Annotated in this window: 13 protein-coding genes; 6 read left to right on the top strand and 7 right to left on the bottom strand. The window is 48.5% G+C overall.

Going from position 1 to position 14,845, the window contains the following annotated elements:
- Window positions 1–8: 8 nt before the first annotated feature.
- From rsmG to mioC, 3 genes are all read right to left on the bottom strand, one after another.
- Window positions 9–626: a 16S rRNA (guanine(527)-N(7))-methyltransferase RsmG gene (gene rsmG / locus B2Q61_RS11645; protein WP_290620807.1), complete on the bottom strand. Its 618-nt coding sequence runs from the start codon at window positions 624–626 to the stop codon at window positions 9–11.
- Between the two features lie 30 nt (window positions 627–656).
- Window positions 657–2,546 carry a tRNA uridine-5-carboxymethylaminomethyl(34) synthesis enzyme MnmG gene (gene mnmG / locus B2Q61_RS11640; protein WP_290620809.1) on the bottom strand — a complete coding sequence of 630 codons (1,890 nt, stop codon included), beginning with the start codon at window positions 2,544–2,546 and terminating at the stop codon, window positions 657–659.
- 586 nt (window positions 2,547–3,132) lie between these two features.
- Window positions 3,133–3,579 carry an FMN-binding protein MioC gene (mioC, locus tag B2Q61_RS11635; RefSeq protein WP_290620811.1) on the bottom strand — a complete coding sequence of 149 codons (447 nt, stop codon included), beginning with the start codon at window positions 3,577–3,579 and terminating at the stop codon, window positions 3,133–3,135.
- A 161-nt stretch (window positions 3,580–3,740) separates the two neighbouring features.
- Between mioC and B2Q61_RS11630 the strand changes: the two genes are divergently transcribed.
- The 6 genes from B2Q61_RS11630 (at window position 3,741) to B2Q61_RS11605 (ending at window position 11,013) form a co-directional block, all read left to right on the top strand.
- Window positions 3,741–5,540 carry a DEAD/DEAH box helicase gene (locus B2Q61_RS11630; RefSeq protein ID WP_290620813.1) on the top strand — a complete coding sequence of 600 codons (1,800 nt, stop codon included), beginning with the start codon at window positions 3,741–3,743 and terminating at the stop codon, window positions 5,538–5,540.
- Window positions 5,541–5,704: 164 nt separating this feature from the next.
- Window positions 5,705–8,218 (top strand): M1 family metallopeptidase, encoded by a 2,514-nt coding sequence (locus tag B2Q61_RS11625; RefSeq protein WP_290620815.1) that lies wholly within the window; start codon window positions 5,705–5,707, stop codon window positions 8,216–8,218.
- Complete coding sequence (locus B2Q61_RS11620; protein WP_290620817.1) at window positions 8,218–8,712, top strand: DUF6702 family protein; 495 nt, start codon at window positions 8,218–8,220, stop codon at window positions 8,710–8,712. Before B2Q61_RS11625 ends, B2Q61_RS11620 begins: the two co-directional genes overlap by 1 nt.
- Before the next feature lie 60 nt (window positions 8,713–8,772).
- Complete coding sequence (trxC, locus tag B2Q61_RS11615) at window positions 8,773–9,195, top strand: thioredoxin TrxC (RefSeq protein WP_290620819.1); 423 nt, start codon at window positions 8,773–8,775, stop codon at window positions 9,193–9,195.
- Window positions 9,196–9,232: 37 nt separating this feature from the next.
- Complete coding sequence (locus B2Q61_RS11610) at window positions 9,233–9,724, top strand: YbhB/YbcL family Raf kinase inhibitor-like protein (RefSeq protein ID WP_290620821.1); 492 nt, start codon at window positions 9,233–9,235, stop codon at window positions 9,722–9,724.
- Window positions 9,725–9,849: 125 nt separating this feature from the next.
- Complete coding sequence (locus tag B2Q61_RS11605; protein WP_290620823.1) at window positions 9,850–11,013, top strand: YbfB/YjiJ family MFS transporter; 1,164 nt, start codon at window positions 9,850–9,852, stop codon at window positions 11,011–11,013.
- Here B2Q61_RS11605 and mnmE read toward each other — a convergent pair whose 3' ends face one another.
- From mnmE to rnpA, 4 genes are all read right to left on the bottom strand, one after another.
- The gene (gene mnmE / locus B2Q61_RS11600; RefSeq protein WP_290620825.1) at window positions 11,014–12,390 is read right to left on the bottom strand and encodes a tRNA uridine-5-carboxymethylaminomethyl(34) synthesis GTPase MnmE; all 1,377 of its coding nucleotides are present in this window, start codon (window positions 12,388–12,390) and stop codon (window positions 11,014–11,016) included.
- A gap of 203 nt (window positions 12,391–12,593) precedes the next feature.
- Window positions 12,594–14,255, bottom strand: coding sequence for a membrane protein insertase YidC (gene yidC, locus B2Q61_RS11595; RefSeq protein WP_290620827.1), 1,662 nt, complete (start codon window positions 14,253–14,255; stop codon window positions 12,594–12,596).
- Window positions 14,256–14,258: 3 nt separating this feature from the next.
- Window positions 14,259–14,477 carry a membrane protein insertion efficiency factor YidD gene (yidD, locus tag B2Q61_RS11590; protein ID WP_414631482.1) on the bottom strand — a complete coding sequence of 73 codons (219 nt, stop codon included), beginning with the start codon at window positions 14,475–14,477 and terminating at the stop codon, window positions 14,259–14,261.
- On the bottom strand, window positions 14,477–14,845 hold the full coding sequence (rnpA, locus tag B2Q61_RS11585; protein WP_290620831.1) for a ribonuclease P protein component: 369 nt from the start codon (window positions 14,843–14,845) through the stop codon (window positions 14,477–14,479). The genes yidD and rnpA overlap by 1 nt, the downstream gene beginning before the upstream one ends.

Genomic DNA, 14,845 nt, shown 5'->3' with positions numbered 1-14,845 from the left:
CATTATGGTTAAGTGCTGGTCATGATAACCAGATGCCGGCTGGCATCAAGTTCTGGTACCTGCAATGGTATAACTGCGCTTACTTTAACAAAATCCGGCAAAGCTGCAATTTCTTCTTGCACTGCGGCGCCTTTCATTGCGTAAAAGCTACCCGTAGCGGCCGGTAAATGCCGGCACCATTGCAGCATATCAGCAGTAGATGCAAACGCCCGGCTTATCACGCCATCATATTGTTGTATCGGCTGATGCTGCTCAACCCGGCTTTGCAGAGGATGAATATTGGTTAGACCAAGCTGCAATTTTACCTGATTTAAAAAACGGATCCGTTTGCCCAGGCTATCAAGCAGGGTAAAATGTTTTTGTGGGTAGTAAATAGCCAGCAACACACCTGGTAGTCCGGGCCCGGTGCCAACATCAATAAAATGTTCCCCTTGCAGATGGGGAGCCACAACCAGACTATCCAGTACGTGCTTAACCAGCATGTCGGCTGGATCGCGAACCGAGGTTAAATTGTATGCACTGTTCCATTTATGGAGTAGCTGCACATAATCAATGCACTGTTGCAGCTGTGTGTCGCTTAATTGCAAGCTGGTCTGTGCTACCAGCTGGCGCAGTTTATCAAGCATATCGATCCTTTCAGGCTCATTTATGTCTGGTTAAGCAGATTTTCGAAGTAAACCCTGTTTTTTCAGGTAAACCAGAAGCAATGAAATCGCGGCAGGGGTAATACCCGATATACGTGATGCCTGACCCACGGTAGCCGGCTGGTGTTGATTTAATTTCATAATTACTTCGTTCGATAATCCTTTGACCGAACTGTAATCAAAAGAACCAGGTAATTTAGTCGCTTCATTACGCTGTTGCTTAGCAATTTCATCCTGCTGACGGTTAATATAACCTTCATACTTAATTTGAATTTCTACCTGTTCGGCAGCAATAGGATCTGCTAGTGCCGGGCCCAAATCTGCAATATTGACCAATTGTTGATAAGTCATTTCCGGGCGGCGTACTAATTCTTCTAAGCTGGCCTCACGGCTTAGCGGTTTTTTCAGCAGCTGATTTACCGCAGCTAATGCCGGATGCTGGAGATTGATCCAACTTTGCCGCAAGCGCTGCCGCTCCAGCTCGATTTTTTCCATTTTTTCGTTAAATGCCTGCCAGCGTTGTTCATCAACCAGTCCCAGCTCATGTCCTTTTGCTGTTAAGCGGGCATCGGCGTTATCTTCACGCAGCATTAAACGGTACTCAGCACGGCTGGTAAACATCCGGTAAGGCTCTTTAGTGCCCTGAGTAGTTAAATCATCAACCAGTACCCCTAAATAGGCCTGGTCGCGGCTTGGTGCCCAGGCGTCACGCTCAGTGGCAAACAGGCCAGCATTTAGTCCTGCCAGTAATCCCTGGGCCCCGGCTTCTTCGTAACCGGTAGTACCATTGATTTGACCGGCAAAAAACAGGCCTTTAATAAATTTAGTTTGCAAAGAACTGGTGAGATCGCGCGGATCAAAAAAGTCGTATTCGATGGCGTAGCCTGGCCGGGTTATATGGGCATTTTCCATGCCTTTAATAGACCGTACTATTGAAAGCTGAACATCAAAAGGCAGACTGGTAGAAATACCGTTAGGATACAATTCATGAGTCGTCAGGCCTTCTGGTTCAATAAAGATTTGGTGTTTATCTTTGTCGGCGAAACGCATCACTTTATCTTCAATAGACGGGCAATAACGTGGACCTATACCTTCAATTACCCCGGTATACATTGGCGAGCGATCCAGATTATCCCGGATAACCTGATGAGTGTGCTCATTGGTGTATGTGATGTAGCAGGGAATTTGTGGCGGATGATCGCTGTGCCGGCCTAAAAACGAAAATACCGGGGTAGGGTTATCACCGGGTTGCGCCTGCATTGCTGAAAAATCGACTGTTCTGGCATCTATTCGCGGTGGAGTACCGGTTTTTAAGCGATCGACCCTGAATGGTAATTCCCGTAACCGTTTTGCTAACGCAATTGATGGTGGATCGCCGGCTCTGCCTCCGGAGAACTGTTCTAAACCAATATGAATTTGGCCGCCTAAAAAGGTACCTACAGTAAGTACTACCGCTTTGGCGCGAAATTTTAAACCCATTTGGGTAATTACGCCTTTTACTTGATCGTTTTCAACTATCAGATCGTCACACGCTTGTTGAAAGATCCGCAAATTAGGCTGATTTTCCAGGGTTTGCCTAATTGCAGCCCGGTATAGCTGGCGGTCAGCTTGTGCCCTTGTTGCCCGCACGGCCGGTCCTTTTGAACTATTCAGCGTGCGAAATTGAATGCCGCCTTTATCAGCCGCTATTGCCATAGCACCGCCGAGTGCATCAATTTCTTTAACCAGATGGCCTTTGCCAATTCCGCCAATAGCCGGATTACACGACATCTGACCCAAAGTTTCCAGGTTATGAGTTAACAATAATGTCTGTAAGCCCATACGGGCAGCAGCCAAAGCAGCTTCGGTGCCAGCATGGCCACCACCGACAACGATCACATCAAAGGATTCTTGATACAACATATCTGCCTCAACTCTGGCTAAAAAGCCGCTTAAAAATAGGGCACGTATTGTAGCGCGATCCAGCCATTTGTGAAACGTCTAAAACGGATCTGGATCGCGCTAATATATATAAGATCTTTTTAAAGATCTTTTTATTACTACTACTATTAAGCACGCTGTTTTCGGTGGATAAGCAATTATTACAATATGGGATCAATGGCTTAAATAAGATCAGATCCTGTGATCAAGGTTGGATCAACCCTGGTTGAACAGGTGGACAATTGTGCTACTTATGCACAGGTCTCGGCAATATTTTTTTTATTCAGGGTATAAATACAGGTTAATAACCGGATTAAACCATAGTTATACACATTTCAATTTTTTAATTTTAAACATTGTTGATAACATGAGGATAAAGATCTTATCTTAAAACGTATTGATCTGCGTTATAGCTGCATTTTATCAACGCTTTATCATAAGAATGTTAAGCCGGTTATGGCATAGCAAGGTAGAGTGGCCCCTGGTTGGTTTTATTGCTGAGGTCAACCGGGAGCAGTGATTTGTTTATCTGTTCTTCCTGAGATACTTGTGTTTTGGCGAGTGGTGATCACTCGCCTTTTTTTATGCTGTTAACCAATTGTGGTAACCATGCCAGTGCCTGTTCTTCAGGTAAATCAGCAGCTAATACATCAATTTCCAGGTTTTCGATTAAAGGTTTTGCACCGTGTTGCTGTAAAAGCTGACGGAGTGTTTTACCGGCATAACAAAAAGTATCGTAACTGGAGTCACCTAAAGTGATCACGGCGAAAGAAAGTGTGGTAAGATCACACCGATCTTGTGCTAATTGATCCGCAAAGGGTTGAATATTATCAGGCAGATCTCCTGCGCCATAGGTGGATGTGATCACTAACCAGACTTTAGTCGGGCTTAGCTGATCCAAATCGGGTTGAAGATGAAGTTTTGTTTCATATCCCGCTTGTACCAGTGTTTCAGCAACTTGTTCTGCCACATATTCCGCTGCGCCCATTTGGCTGCCAACGAGGATTTCTATCATGGATTCCTCCAGGTGGTAAATGTTTGGCTATACTACTGGAATAAAATCGGGGAAAGCTATGTCTTTTGCCCGTTTTCGTGTTTTTACTGCATTGCAGGCCAGGTAAAAACAACAATAGCACTTACCAACAAGCCTGCGTGTGATTGAGGTTATAACAACGTATGTCTGAAACTTTGTCTTTTTCCCAGCTAATGCTGCCGGAACCGCTGGTTCGCGCGGTCACTGAACTTGGTTACGAAACTCCATCGCCTATTCAGGCGGCGGCTATTCCAAAACTATTAGCTGGTGAAGACGTGTTAGGCCAGGCGCAAACAGGTACCGGTAAAACCGGCGCTTTTGCCCTGCCTTTACTTGCGCGGCTAGACCCTGCGCAAAATGATCCACAAATTCTGGTGCTGGCACCTACCCGCGAGCTGGCTATTCAGGTAGCTGAGGCCTTTCAGGCTTATGCGCGCTATATGCCGGCGTTTCATGTGTTGCCTTTATACGGCGGTCAGAGTTATACCAATCAGCTTAAATCACTGAAGCGAGGTTCTCAGGTTATTGTCGGTACCCCCGGCCGGATACTTGATCACTTAGACCGCGGTACCCTTAAGCTGGATAAGCTGCGGGCAATTGTATTGGATGAAGCCGATGAAATGTTACGCATGGGCTTTATCGATGACGTACAAACCATTATGGATGCCACACCGAAAGGTCGTCAGGTGGCAATGTTCTCTGCAACTATGCCGGCGCAAATCCGTGCTATTGCCCAGAAACATTTAAAAAATGCTGAAGAAATTAAAATTGCCTCGAAGACCAGTACTGTCGAGCGGATCAGTCAGCGTTATGTATTGCTTGATTCAAATCAGAAGCTGGATGCACTAACCCGCTTACTGGAAGGCGAAGAGTACGACGCCAGCATTGTTTTCGTTCGGACTAAAAGTGCCACTGAAGAAATTGCAGAAAAACTGGGCGCCCGTGGTTACGCCGTTGCCTGTTTAAATGGTGATATGAACCAGGCCCATCGTGAGCAAACTATCCGCCGGATGAAAGCCAGTCAGCTGGATATCATAGTGGCAACAGATGTTGCTGCCCGTGGTCTGGATGTTGAGCGGATTAGCCTGGTGGTTAACTATGATATTCCGTACGACAGCGAAGCATATGTGCACCGGATTGGTCGTACCGGCCGTGCGGGTCGTGAAGGTAAAGCAATATTATTTGTATCGCCACGTGAGCGTCGCTTATTGCGGACTATCGAGCACGCTACCAAGCAACCGATTGAGCAAATGTCGCTGCCTACCGGCCAGGTGATTGAGCAACGCCGGATAGAATCTTTCCGGGAACAGTTGGCGCAAACTATTGAAACTCAGAACCTGAGTTTCTTTCAGGAGCTGGTAACTGACTGGCGTGAAAAGCTGGAAACTACCGATGTTGATCTGGCAGCCGCTTTACTGTTTTTGGCTCAGAAAGATCAGCCATTAAATGTCGCCAAGCAATTTCCGGAATTACGTCAGCCGCATGCCCGTGGTGAACGGGAAGAGCGGCCACGGCGTGAGCGTAGCGACCGGCCGGAACGTTCAGCTGAACGTGGCGGCGAGCGGCCTGAGCGCGGCCCGCGGGTTCGCCGCGAAATGAAAGGTGATTACAACAATTACCGGATTGAAGTTGGCAAAGAGCACGGCGTACGCGCTGGTGATATTGTTGGCGCTATTGCCAATGAAGCCAATATTGACAGCCAGTTTATCGGTAATATTAAACTGTTCGATCACTTCAGTACTGTTGAATTGCCAGCCAATATTCCGGCTGAAATTTTCCAGCACCTGAAAAAAGTTTACGTACGTAAGCAAAAACTGAATATCAGCATTGATACCGGTAGTGCTGCTGCTAACCCTGGTTCAAACAGTGGTGGCGAGAGACGCAGTGGTCCTGGCCCACGGCCGGGGGCCGCACCACGTGCACCCCGTAAACCCCGCGACTAAACATCCTTAGTCAGCTAAAAAATCAGGCCCCGCATATTGCGGGGTTTTTTTTGGCGACAGATTAACCAATTTACGTGCTGAAGCTGCTTGTTTGCCGACCCGAACTTTCCTATTGTAATCGGCTTGTTGTAAGCGCCTAATTTTTAAAAGAGAGTTTGCTGATTATGTCTGCTGTGCCGTCCCGTATTTCCCGCTGTTCCCCCCCTTTGTTAGTAATCTGCAGTCTGTTAGCTGCATTGTTTTGCAACAGTGTCGCTGCCGATAGTGCTATTCGTCAGACTAAAGGTGACTTTGAAGATAAATTCCGGCAACTGGATGAAGTTCTGCCAACGCCGAACATTTATCGTAATGCAGCCGGAGAGCCTGGTCAGCAATACTGGCAACAGCAGGTAAATTATAAAATGGACGTGGTGCTGGATGAAGCTAAACGTCAGTTAAGCACTAAGCAGCAAATCAGCTATCAGAATAACTCGCCTTATACCCTGAAGTATTTGTGGCTGCACCTTGATCAGAATATTTTTAAAAATGATTCGATGGCTGAAATGACCACTGATTTTGGTGGTGTTGGCCGTCGTGGACCGGCCACTTCTGTCGGTGATGGTGAGATCACCGCCCGGCTAAGTCTGGAAGAGTTACGCCGGCAGCAGTTTATGGCCGACAACGAGCTGGGCTTTCAGATCGCCAACGTAAAAAGCAGCAACGGAAAAGCACTGCCGATAACCATGGTAGGCACCTTGATGCGAATTGACCTGCACACGCCATTAAAACCGGGACAAAAAGTCGATTTCAGCCTGGATTTTGCTTTTAATATCGTTGAAGAAGATGCTGTGTCCGCCCGGGCCGGCTACGAACACTTTCCGGACGATGCTCGTGAAGGCGGTAACGATATATTCTTACTGGCGCAATGGTTTCCGCGCTTAGTGGCGTATACCGATTATGAAGCCTGGACCAATAAAGAGTTTTTAGGCCGGGGCGAGTTTACCCTGGAATTTGGTGATTACGACGTTAAATTAACGGTACCGGCTGATCATATTGTCTCTTCAACCGGCGAACTGCAAAACAGCAGTAAAGTGCTCAGTCGCGAACAATTAAACCGGCTGGAACAAGCTAAAACGGCTAAGCGGCCGGTTTTTATTGTTACCGAACAGGAAGCACTGGAAAACGAAAAAGCCGGTACAGACCAGACAAAAACATGGCATTTTAAAGCCGGTAATGTACGGGATTTTGCCTGGGCGTCATCACGTAAGTTTATCTGGGATGCCAAAGGCTATCAGCAAGGTGGCAGTGAGCAGCCGTTTGTGATGGCAATGTCATTTTACCCGAAGGAAGGTGGCGAGCTATGGCAGAAATATTCCACCGAAGCTGTGGTGCATACCATGGAAGTGTATTCCCGCTTTTCGTTTGATTATCCCTATCCGGTGGCGCAATCGGTTAATGGCCCGGTTGGTGGCATGGAATACCCGATGATTACCTTTAACGGCCCGCGCACTAAGTTACAGGACGATGGCAGCCGCACTTACTCACAAGCCGAAAAACGCTTTTTGATAGGTGTCGTTATCCATGAAGTTGGCCATATTTATTTTCCGATGATTGTAAATTCTGACGAGCGGCAATGGACCTGGATGGATGAAGGCTTAAACAGCTTTCTGGATGGCGTAGCTGGCAGGGAGTGGGACCCGACGATTCCATGGGGTGTGGAGCCGCGCGATATCGTTGATTATATGAAATCCGATATCCAGGTACCTATTATGACCCAGTCTGACAGCGTGTTGCGGTTAGGCCCTAATGCCTATACCAAGCCAGCTGCAGCGCTGAATATTTTACGGGAAGTGATCCTGGGCCGGGAACTGTTTGATTTTGCCTTTAAAGAGTATGCCGCTCGCTGGAAGTTTAAGCGGCCGACCCCGGCTGATTTTTTCCGGACTATGGAAGAGGCCAGTGGCGTTGATCTGGATTGGTTCTGGCGTGGCTGGTTTTACAGCACCGATCATGTCGATATTGCGCTGGATAAGGTGTTTCAGCTGCGTTTAGATACTAAAAACCCGGATATTGATTTTCAGCGTCAGCGTCAACAGGAGCTGGATAAGCCGGTTTCGCTATTTGTGGAGCGCAATAAAGCAGAGAATAAAGTGTTGTGGGTCGATCAGAATCCGGACGTGCGCGATTTTTACGATGACAACGACCGTTTCACCGTTACCAACAAAGAGCGTAATGCCTACAACAAGTTTTTGCATGAGCTCGAGCCCTGGGAGCGTAAAGCCTTTGAGCGAGCTGTTGCCGAAGATAAAAACTACTATGTGCTCCAGTTTAGCAACAAGGGCGGCTTGGTAATGCCGATTCTACTGCAATTAAATTATGCCGATGGCAGCAGCGAGCAGCAGTATATCCCGGCAGAGATCTGGCGTCGTAGCCCGAAAGCCGTCAACAAGTTAATCGTTACTGCTAAAGACAAAGTGCTGCAGGAAGTGATCGTTGATCCGAAATGGGAAACAGCAGATGTGGATATTGAAAACAACTTTTACCCACGTCGGATAGTGCCATCACGAATAGAAGCTTATAAGGCAGAGAAAAGCAAAGCGAAAGTCAGCCGCGATATTATGCAGGACAGTAAAACTGAGTTAAAAGATCCGGCAAAAAAATCAGAAACTGATAACTCAGCAGAGCAGGGCGGCAACTAATGCGCGGCCTGCTGAGTCTGCTGTTGCTGGTCTGCTGCTGTGGCCAGCTGGCAGCCCATGAGATGAAAACAGCGCTGAGTAAAGTGCTGTTTAATTCGCGCACTGGCAATATTGAAGTAATGCATCGTTTTTATGTGCATGATGCTGAGCATGGCGTAAAGCAACTGTTCGACAAAAACGCCGATTTACTGAACAAGCAGCAGACTCAGCAATTATTTAACCAATATGTGGCTGAACACTTTCGCATCAGTTCGCTGAGTGGTGACGCTATTCCGTTAACGCTGCTTGGCGGTCAGCTGGACGGCCGCTTTTACTGGGTCTATCAGGAAGCGCCGATAGTGCCGGAGTTGCAGGGGCTGACAATCCAACACAGCTCGCTGCAGCAGCTGTGGCCGGCGCAGGTGAATACCGTTAATATTGAGGGCAGGGGCGAGATCAGAACGCTAAGTTTCGACAATAAAACCACCAGCTTGCAGTTAAGTTTTCAGCCATAGCTTTAAAAACTGCGGGTTTGCCGCTATATAACAGTTTATAGCTGAAAACCGGAGCCTGGAATGATTGTTGCCTGTCCGAATTGTAATGGCCTTAACCGTTTACCGGCCGAGAAACCGGCCCTTCATGCCAACTGTGGTAAGTGTAAGCAGGCATTGTTTAATGGCCTGCCGCTGGAGCTGACCAGTACTAATTTTGCGGCCCATGCCAGTAAGGCAGAGTTGCCGTTAGTGGTTGATTTCTGGGCGAGCTGGTGTGGCCCGTGTAAAAATTTTGCACCGGTATTCACTCAGGCCGCCCGGCAGTTGGAGCCACAATTTCGATTCGGCAAAATTAATACCGAGCAGCAGCAACAATTGGCTGCGCAGTTTAATATTCGCTCTATTCCTACCATAATGTTATTTAAGCAAGGCAAAGTGCTGGCCCAGCAAGCGGGCGCTATGCCCGGTCAGGCCTTTAATCAGTGGCTATCTCAGCATAAGTGAGTATTTACTAACATAATTTATTGATAATGGAGGCAATATGACGGAAGCACGCTTCACCCTCAGCAGCCCTGATCTGCAGGAAGGTCATTTTATGGCCAAAGATCATGAATTTGATGGCTTTGGCTGTGATGGTAATAACGTTTCACCGGCGCTTGAATGGCAAAACCCGCCCCAGAACACTAAAAGTTTTGCTATTACTGTGTTTGACCCGGATGCACCGACCAGTTCAGGTTTCTGGCACTGGTTGGTAACGGATATTCCGGCCGATGCCACTGGTTTTGCTCAGGGCGTTGGCAATGGCCGTTTACCGCCCGGCTGTCGCACGTTTAAAAATGATTATGGCAGCAAAGAATTTGGCGGCGCCTGCCCGCCAGAGGGGCATGGTATGCACCGTTATCAGTTTACGGTATGGGCCTTACCGGAAGAAACTCTGGCGGTACCGGATGATGCCAGTGCCGCTGTGGTCAGTTTTATGCTAAATGTCAATGCTCTGGCTAAGGCAACATTAACAGCAACCTATGCCCGCTAGGGTTTTTAACATGTTAAGACTAAGGCCGCATATCGCGGTCTTTTTTTCCGGGCTAAGCTAAGCATCTGGTTCAGGTTACAAGCAACGGATAGGTTATTCTGTTACCGACATCACAACGCTTTTACGTGCTTTTGGCCGGCTTGTTCAGTCAGTTGCTTTGCCTCGGGGTAGCGCGCTTTGCCTACACGCCGTTATTGCCCATTATGCAGCAACAAACCCAGCTGGACGATGCCACCGGCGGCTATCTGGCGGCCACAAACTATTTAGGTTATATGGCCGGTGCACTGCTGGCAGCCAATCTGAATAACCTTCAGTTAAAAGATACTCTGTACCGGCTTGGCTTGCTGTTAGCGATTATGAGTACTTTGGGTATGGCTTTAACTCAAAACATTTACCTGTGGGCATGCTGGCGCTTTGTGGCAGGGCTGAGCAGCGCGGGATCAATGCTGATTGCTTCCGGCCTGATTATGCATTGGTTACTTAGTTATAAACAACGGGCTGAGTTGGGTATTCACTTCGCTGGTCTGGGTTTGGGTATTGCCCTGTCTGCGCTATTGGTGGAACTGATGCTGCAGTTCGGGTTTAACTGGCGCGCTCAGTGGCAATACTTTGCCTTGCTGGCTGTGTTACTAGCCATTCCAGCCTGGCGTTGGTTGCCCCGCCCTGAATTGGCCAGTAGCCCGCTAAAATCAGTACCTAGCGATTCGCCACCATCAAAACGCTTTATGCAGCTGATGCTGGCAAGCTATTTTTGTGCCGGCTACGGCTATGTAATAAGTGCTACTTTTATCGTGACTATTGTTGAGCGCATGCCGGGGTTAGCAGGCAGTGGTAACGTCAGTTTTATTGTGCTGGGCTTGGCAGCTGCGCCGGCGGTGCTGCTATGGGATTTTATCGCCCGTAAAACCGGCTACCTGAAAGCGATAACCCTGGCACTACTGGTGCAATTTTTGGCTATCTTATTGCCGCTTTGGCTTAGCTCGCTTAGTGCGGTGTTATTCAGTGCTGCTTTGTTTGGTGCGACTTTTGTTGGCGTGGTCAGTTTGGTGCTAACGATGGCCGGGCGCTTATATCCCAGTAAACCAGCGAAACTGATGGGTAAAATGACGTTAGCTTACGGCAGTGCTCAGGTTGTCTCGCCTGCTATTACAGGGGGTTTGGCCGAAGTAAGTGGCCACTACACCTTAGGTCTCTATTTAGCGGCTGGTTTTGTCGGCCTTGGCGCGCTGCTGCTTACGGTACTAATCGTAACCGATCGCACCGCGCAGCAACTTGATACCCGTCAATAACTATTTACCTATGCAGAACGAGCTAAAGATCCGCCCTAATAAATCATCACTACTAAACTCGCCGGTAATTTCATTTAAGTGCTGCTGAGTCAGTCGTAGCTCTTCAGCCAGAATTTCGCCGGCGATATAACTGTGCAGTTGCTCTTGGCCTATAGCCAAATGCTCGGCGGCACGCTCCAGTGCGTCGAGGTGGCGGCGGCGGGCCAGAAAGCTGCCTTCGGTACTGGCGTCAAAGCCTATGCACTGCTTTAAATGCTCGCGCAGGGCATCGATACCGGCGCCGGTTTTCGCTGATAGCCGGTATACAGGCGTGGTGCTGCTGGTATCCGGTGTCGACTCTGCGCTGAGCATCTCGCCGGTTATATCGGCTTTATTGCGAATAACGGTAACGCCTAAGCTCGCGGGTAGGCGGTCAATAAAGTCTGGCCAGATAGCGCGCGGATCGGTGGCGTCTGTGGTAGTGCCATCGACCATAAACAGTATTCTATCGGCCTGTTCAATTTCCTGCCAGGCGCGCTCGATGCCGATTTGTTCTACCTGATCGGTCGCTTCGCGCAGGCCGGCGGTGTCGATAATATGCAGCGGCATGCCGTCAATATGAATATGCTCGCGCAGCACATCGCGGGTGGTGCCGGCGATCTCGGTAACAATGGCGGCTTCGCGACCGGCCAGGGCATTTAACAAACTGGATTTACCGGCATTGGGCCGGCCGGCGATTACCACTTTCATGCCTTCACGCAATATGCTGCCTTGCGCGGCCTGCTTGGTTACAGTAGCAAGATAGTCAATTATCGCCGCTAAGTCAGTAGCGACTTTGCCATCGGATAGAAAGTCGATTTCTTCATCCGGGAAGTCTATTGCGGCTTCGACGTACATTCGCAAATAGATAACTTTTTCGACCAGTTCATGAATGCGACGTGAGAATTCGCCCTGCAGTGATTGGATGGCACAGCGCGCGGCCTGCACGCTACTGGCGTCAATTAAATCGGCTATGGCTTCAGCCTGGGCTAAGTCGAGCTTGTCGTTTAAAAAAGCGCGCTCGGAGAATTCGCCGGGGCGGGCGATGCGCACGTTTGGCTGGGCCAATACCTGTTTTAATAACATATCAAGCAACACTGGGCCGCCATGGCCCTGCAGTTCTAATACGTCTTCGCCGGTAAAGGAATTAGGGCCGGGGAAGTACAGGGCGATGCCCTGATCCAGTACCTTGGCTTCGCTATCAAAAAAGGGCAGATAGTCGGCATGGCGTGGCTTAGGCAGCTTATGCAGGATGGCCTGCGCGACCGCTTTACTATCCGGGCCGGAAATACGAATAATACCAACACCGGCCCGGCCGGGGGCAGTGGCTAAAGCGGCGATAGTGTCAGTAGTAAACATAGTTGCTCTCTTAATGGAAAAAGCCTGTCGCATTATGCTGACAGGCTATTGATATTGCTCAGGGTATGAGCTGGGAAATTCCTGCTTCGCCGCCTTCGACAGCACGTCGCTTCTTGTTTGAAACAACGATGCTGTCTCAGCCTGCGCGGCTTCTCTGCTGCTGCTGCGCAGGAACACTCAGCTCACACCTTGCGGTATTGGTGTCATGCCTTCTTAGTATGTAAGCCTTTCTTTTCCATACCTTTGTAGATATACAGCATCTGCGCCAGTGAAATCAGGTTACTGACCAGCCAGTACAGCACCAGACCGCTTGGGAACCAGATAAAGAACACTGAGAACGCGACCGGCATCCACATCATAATTTTCTGCTGCAGCGGGTCGGTAACCTGCATCGGCGTCAGTTTTTGCATGGCAAACATACTTAAACCGAACAACACCGGCAAAATGTAATAAGGATCTTTAGTTGATAAATCCGTTATCCACAGCATAAAGGGTGCGTGGCGCAGCTCAACGCTTTCGACGAATACCCAGTATAAGGCTAAGAATATTGGCATTTGTACCAGCATCGGTAAGCAGCCACCCATAGGGTTTACTTTTTCTTTGCGATACAGCTCCATCATTGCCGGGCCCATTTTCTGGCGGTCGTCTTTATAGCGGGCCTGTAGCTCTTCAATTTTTGGCTTTAAGTTGCGCATCTTAGCCATCGATTCATACTGAATTTTGGTCAGCGGGTACATTACGCCTTTCACCATGATGGTGATCAGAATGATGGCCAGGCCCCAATTGATTACGAAGCTTTGGATGGTGGTCAGTAACCAGAACAGTGGTTGGGAAATAAAAAACAGGAAACCGTAATCGACCGTTAAGTCCAGGCCGTCTGCCAGTTCTGCCAATTTATCCTGTTGTTTCGGACCGGCATAAAAGGTGCTGCCAACCACAGTACTCTCACCTGGCTGTAGCTCTATCACATCGCTGCGGCTACCAATAACGCCTTTACTACCGGATATCATACTGTACAGCCGGTTTTGCTGTTGTTGATCAGGTACCCAGGCTGCCACAAAGTAGTGTTCCAGCATCGCTACCCAGCCACCAGTGGTATTAATGGCCAGGTTCTTTTTGGCCATATCGTCAAACTTATACTTCTCGTACCGATCTTCGCTGGTGCCGTACGCTGCACCGCGGTAAATTGGCATCATCATGCTGCTGCTTTCACCGTTATCAATATTTTGCACCAGGTGCTGATAAGGTTGAATGCTTTTGCTGACGTCGCTTTGGTTTTGAATAGAATATTCTACCCGGACATCATATTGGCCACGACTGAAAATAAAACGCTTTTCAATTTGCAGGCCATTAAAGTTAGTCACCAACGGTACCACCAGCTCATCACTGCCTTCAGAGAGTTGATACTGCTGTTTAGCAAACTGATAAGGCTGACGGGTATTGGTTTGGTCATCCGGGCCGTCTGCACCGATCAAGCCTGATTGGGCGGTATACTCAAAGCCAGGCAATTTGCGCATTAATACATAGGGTTCATCGCTGTTTTTGGTTAAATCGTACTCAGGTAAAGTAACACCAATGATGTCACCGCGACTGGTATCAATGGCAACATTTAATACGTCTGTCGCCACCGTAACTTGCTGAGCTGTAGGTGTCGCAACTGCGGTTACCTGACTTGGTGCATCATCACCGGTTAGCCGGATATCACCATTACTGTCGGTACTGCTGCCAGGCGTTATATTCTGCGACTGCTCAACTGATGTTGGCGCGGCTATTGGTTTTGGGCCATAATCTTTTTGCCATTCCTGCCAGAGGAAAAAACTGACGATTGCCAGGGCAATTACTAAAAAACTGCGTTGTGAATCCATGGGTTAGCTTTTCTCATTATGCTTATCAGGAACGGGATCATCACCGCCCTTATGTAAGGGGTGACATTTTAATATGCGTTTGCCTGCTAACCAAGCACCTTTTACCGCACCAAAGCGTTCAATAGCAGTAATGGCATAGTGTGAACAGGTTGGGTTGAAGCGGCAACTCGGCCCTAGCAGCGGGCTTAACACCAGCTGATAACCTCTTACCAGTATTAACATCAGCTTGATTGTAAAGCGATGTACTGGCGAGCGATTTTGCTCCATAGCCGTTCCAGTTGTTTCAACAGTTCACTATTCGGGGTGTTACTGATATCACCCTTTACCATTAATACCAGATCGACGCCGGGCAACTGGTGTTGATGCAAACGAAAGCTGTCACGCACACAACGTTTAATACGATTGCGTTGCACGGCCAATTTAACACGTTTTTTAGCGATAGTAAGGCCTAATCGCGGATGTGTAAGCTGATTTGGTTTTGCAAGAATGGTAAACAGGGGAGAAGCAACCCGAAATGGGTGTTGGAATACATTGTCGAATTGACTGGGAGTTAACAGGCGTAACTCCCGGCCGAAGTTCAGGCTGACCAC

Origin of the sequence: Arsukibacterium sp. UBA5043 (assembly GCA_002415085.1) — a bacterium.
Lineage (GTDB): Bacteria > Pseudomonadota > Gammaproteobacteria > Enterobacterales > Alteromonadaceae > Alishewanella.
Note: the sequence above shows the minus strand (reverse complement) of the source record. Positions and strands in the feature narration are given on the sequence as shown.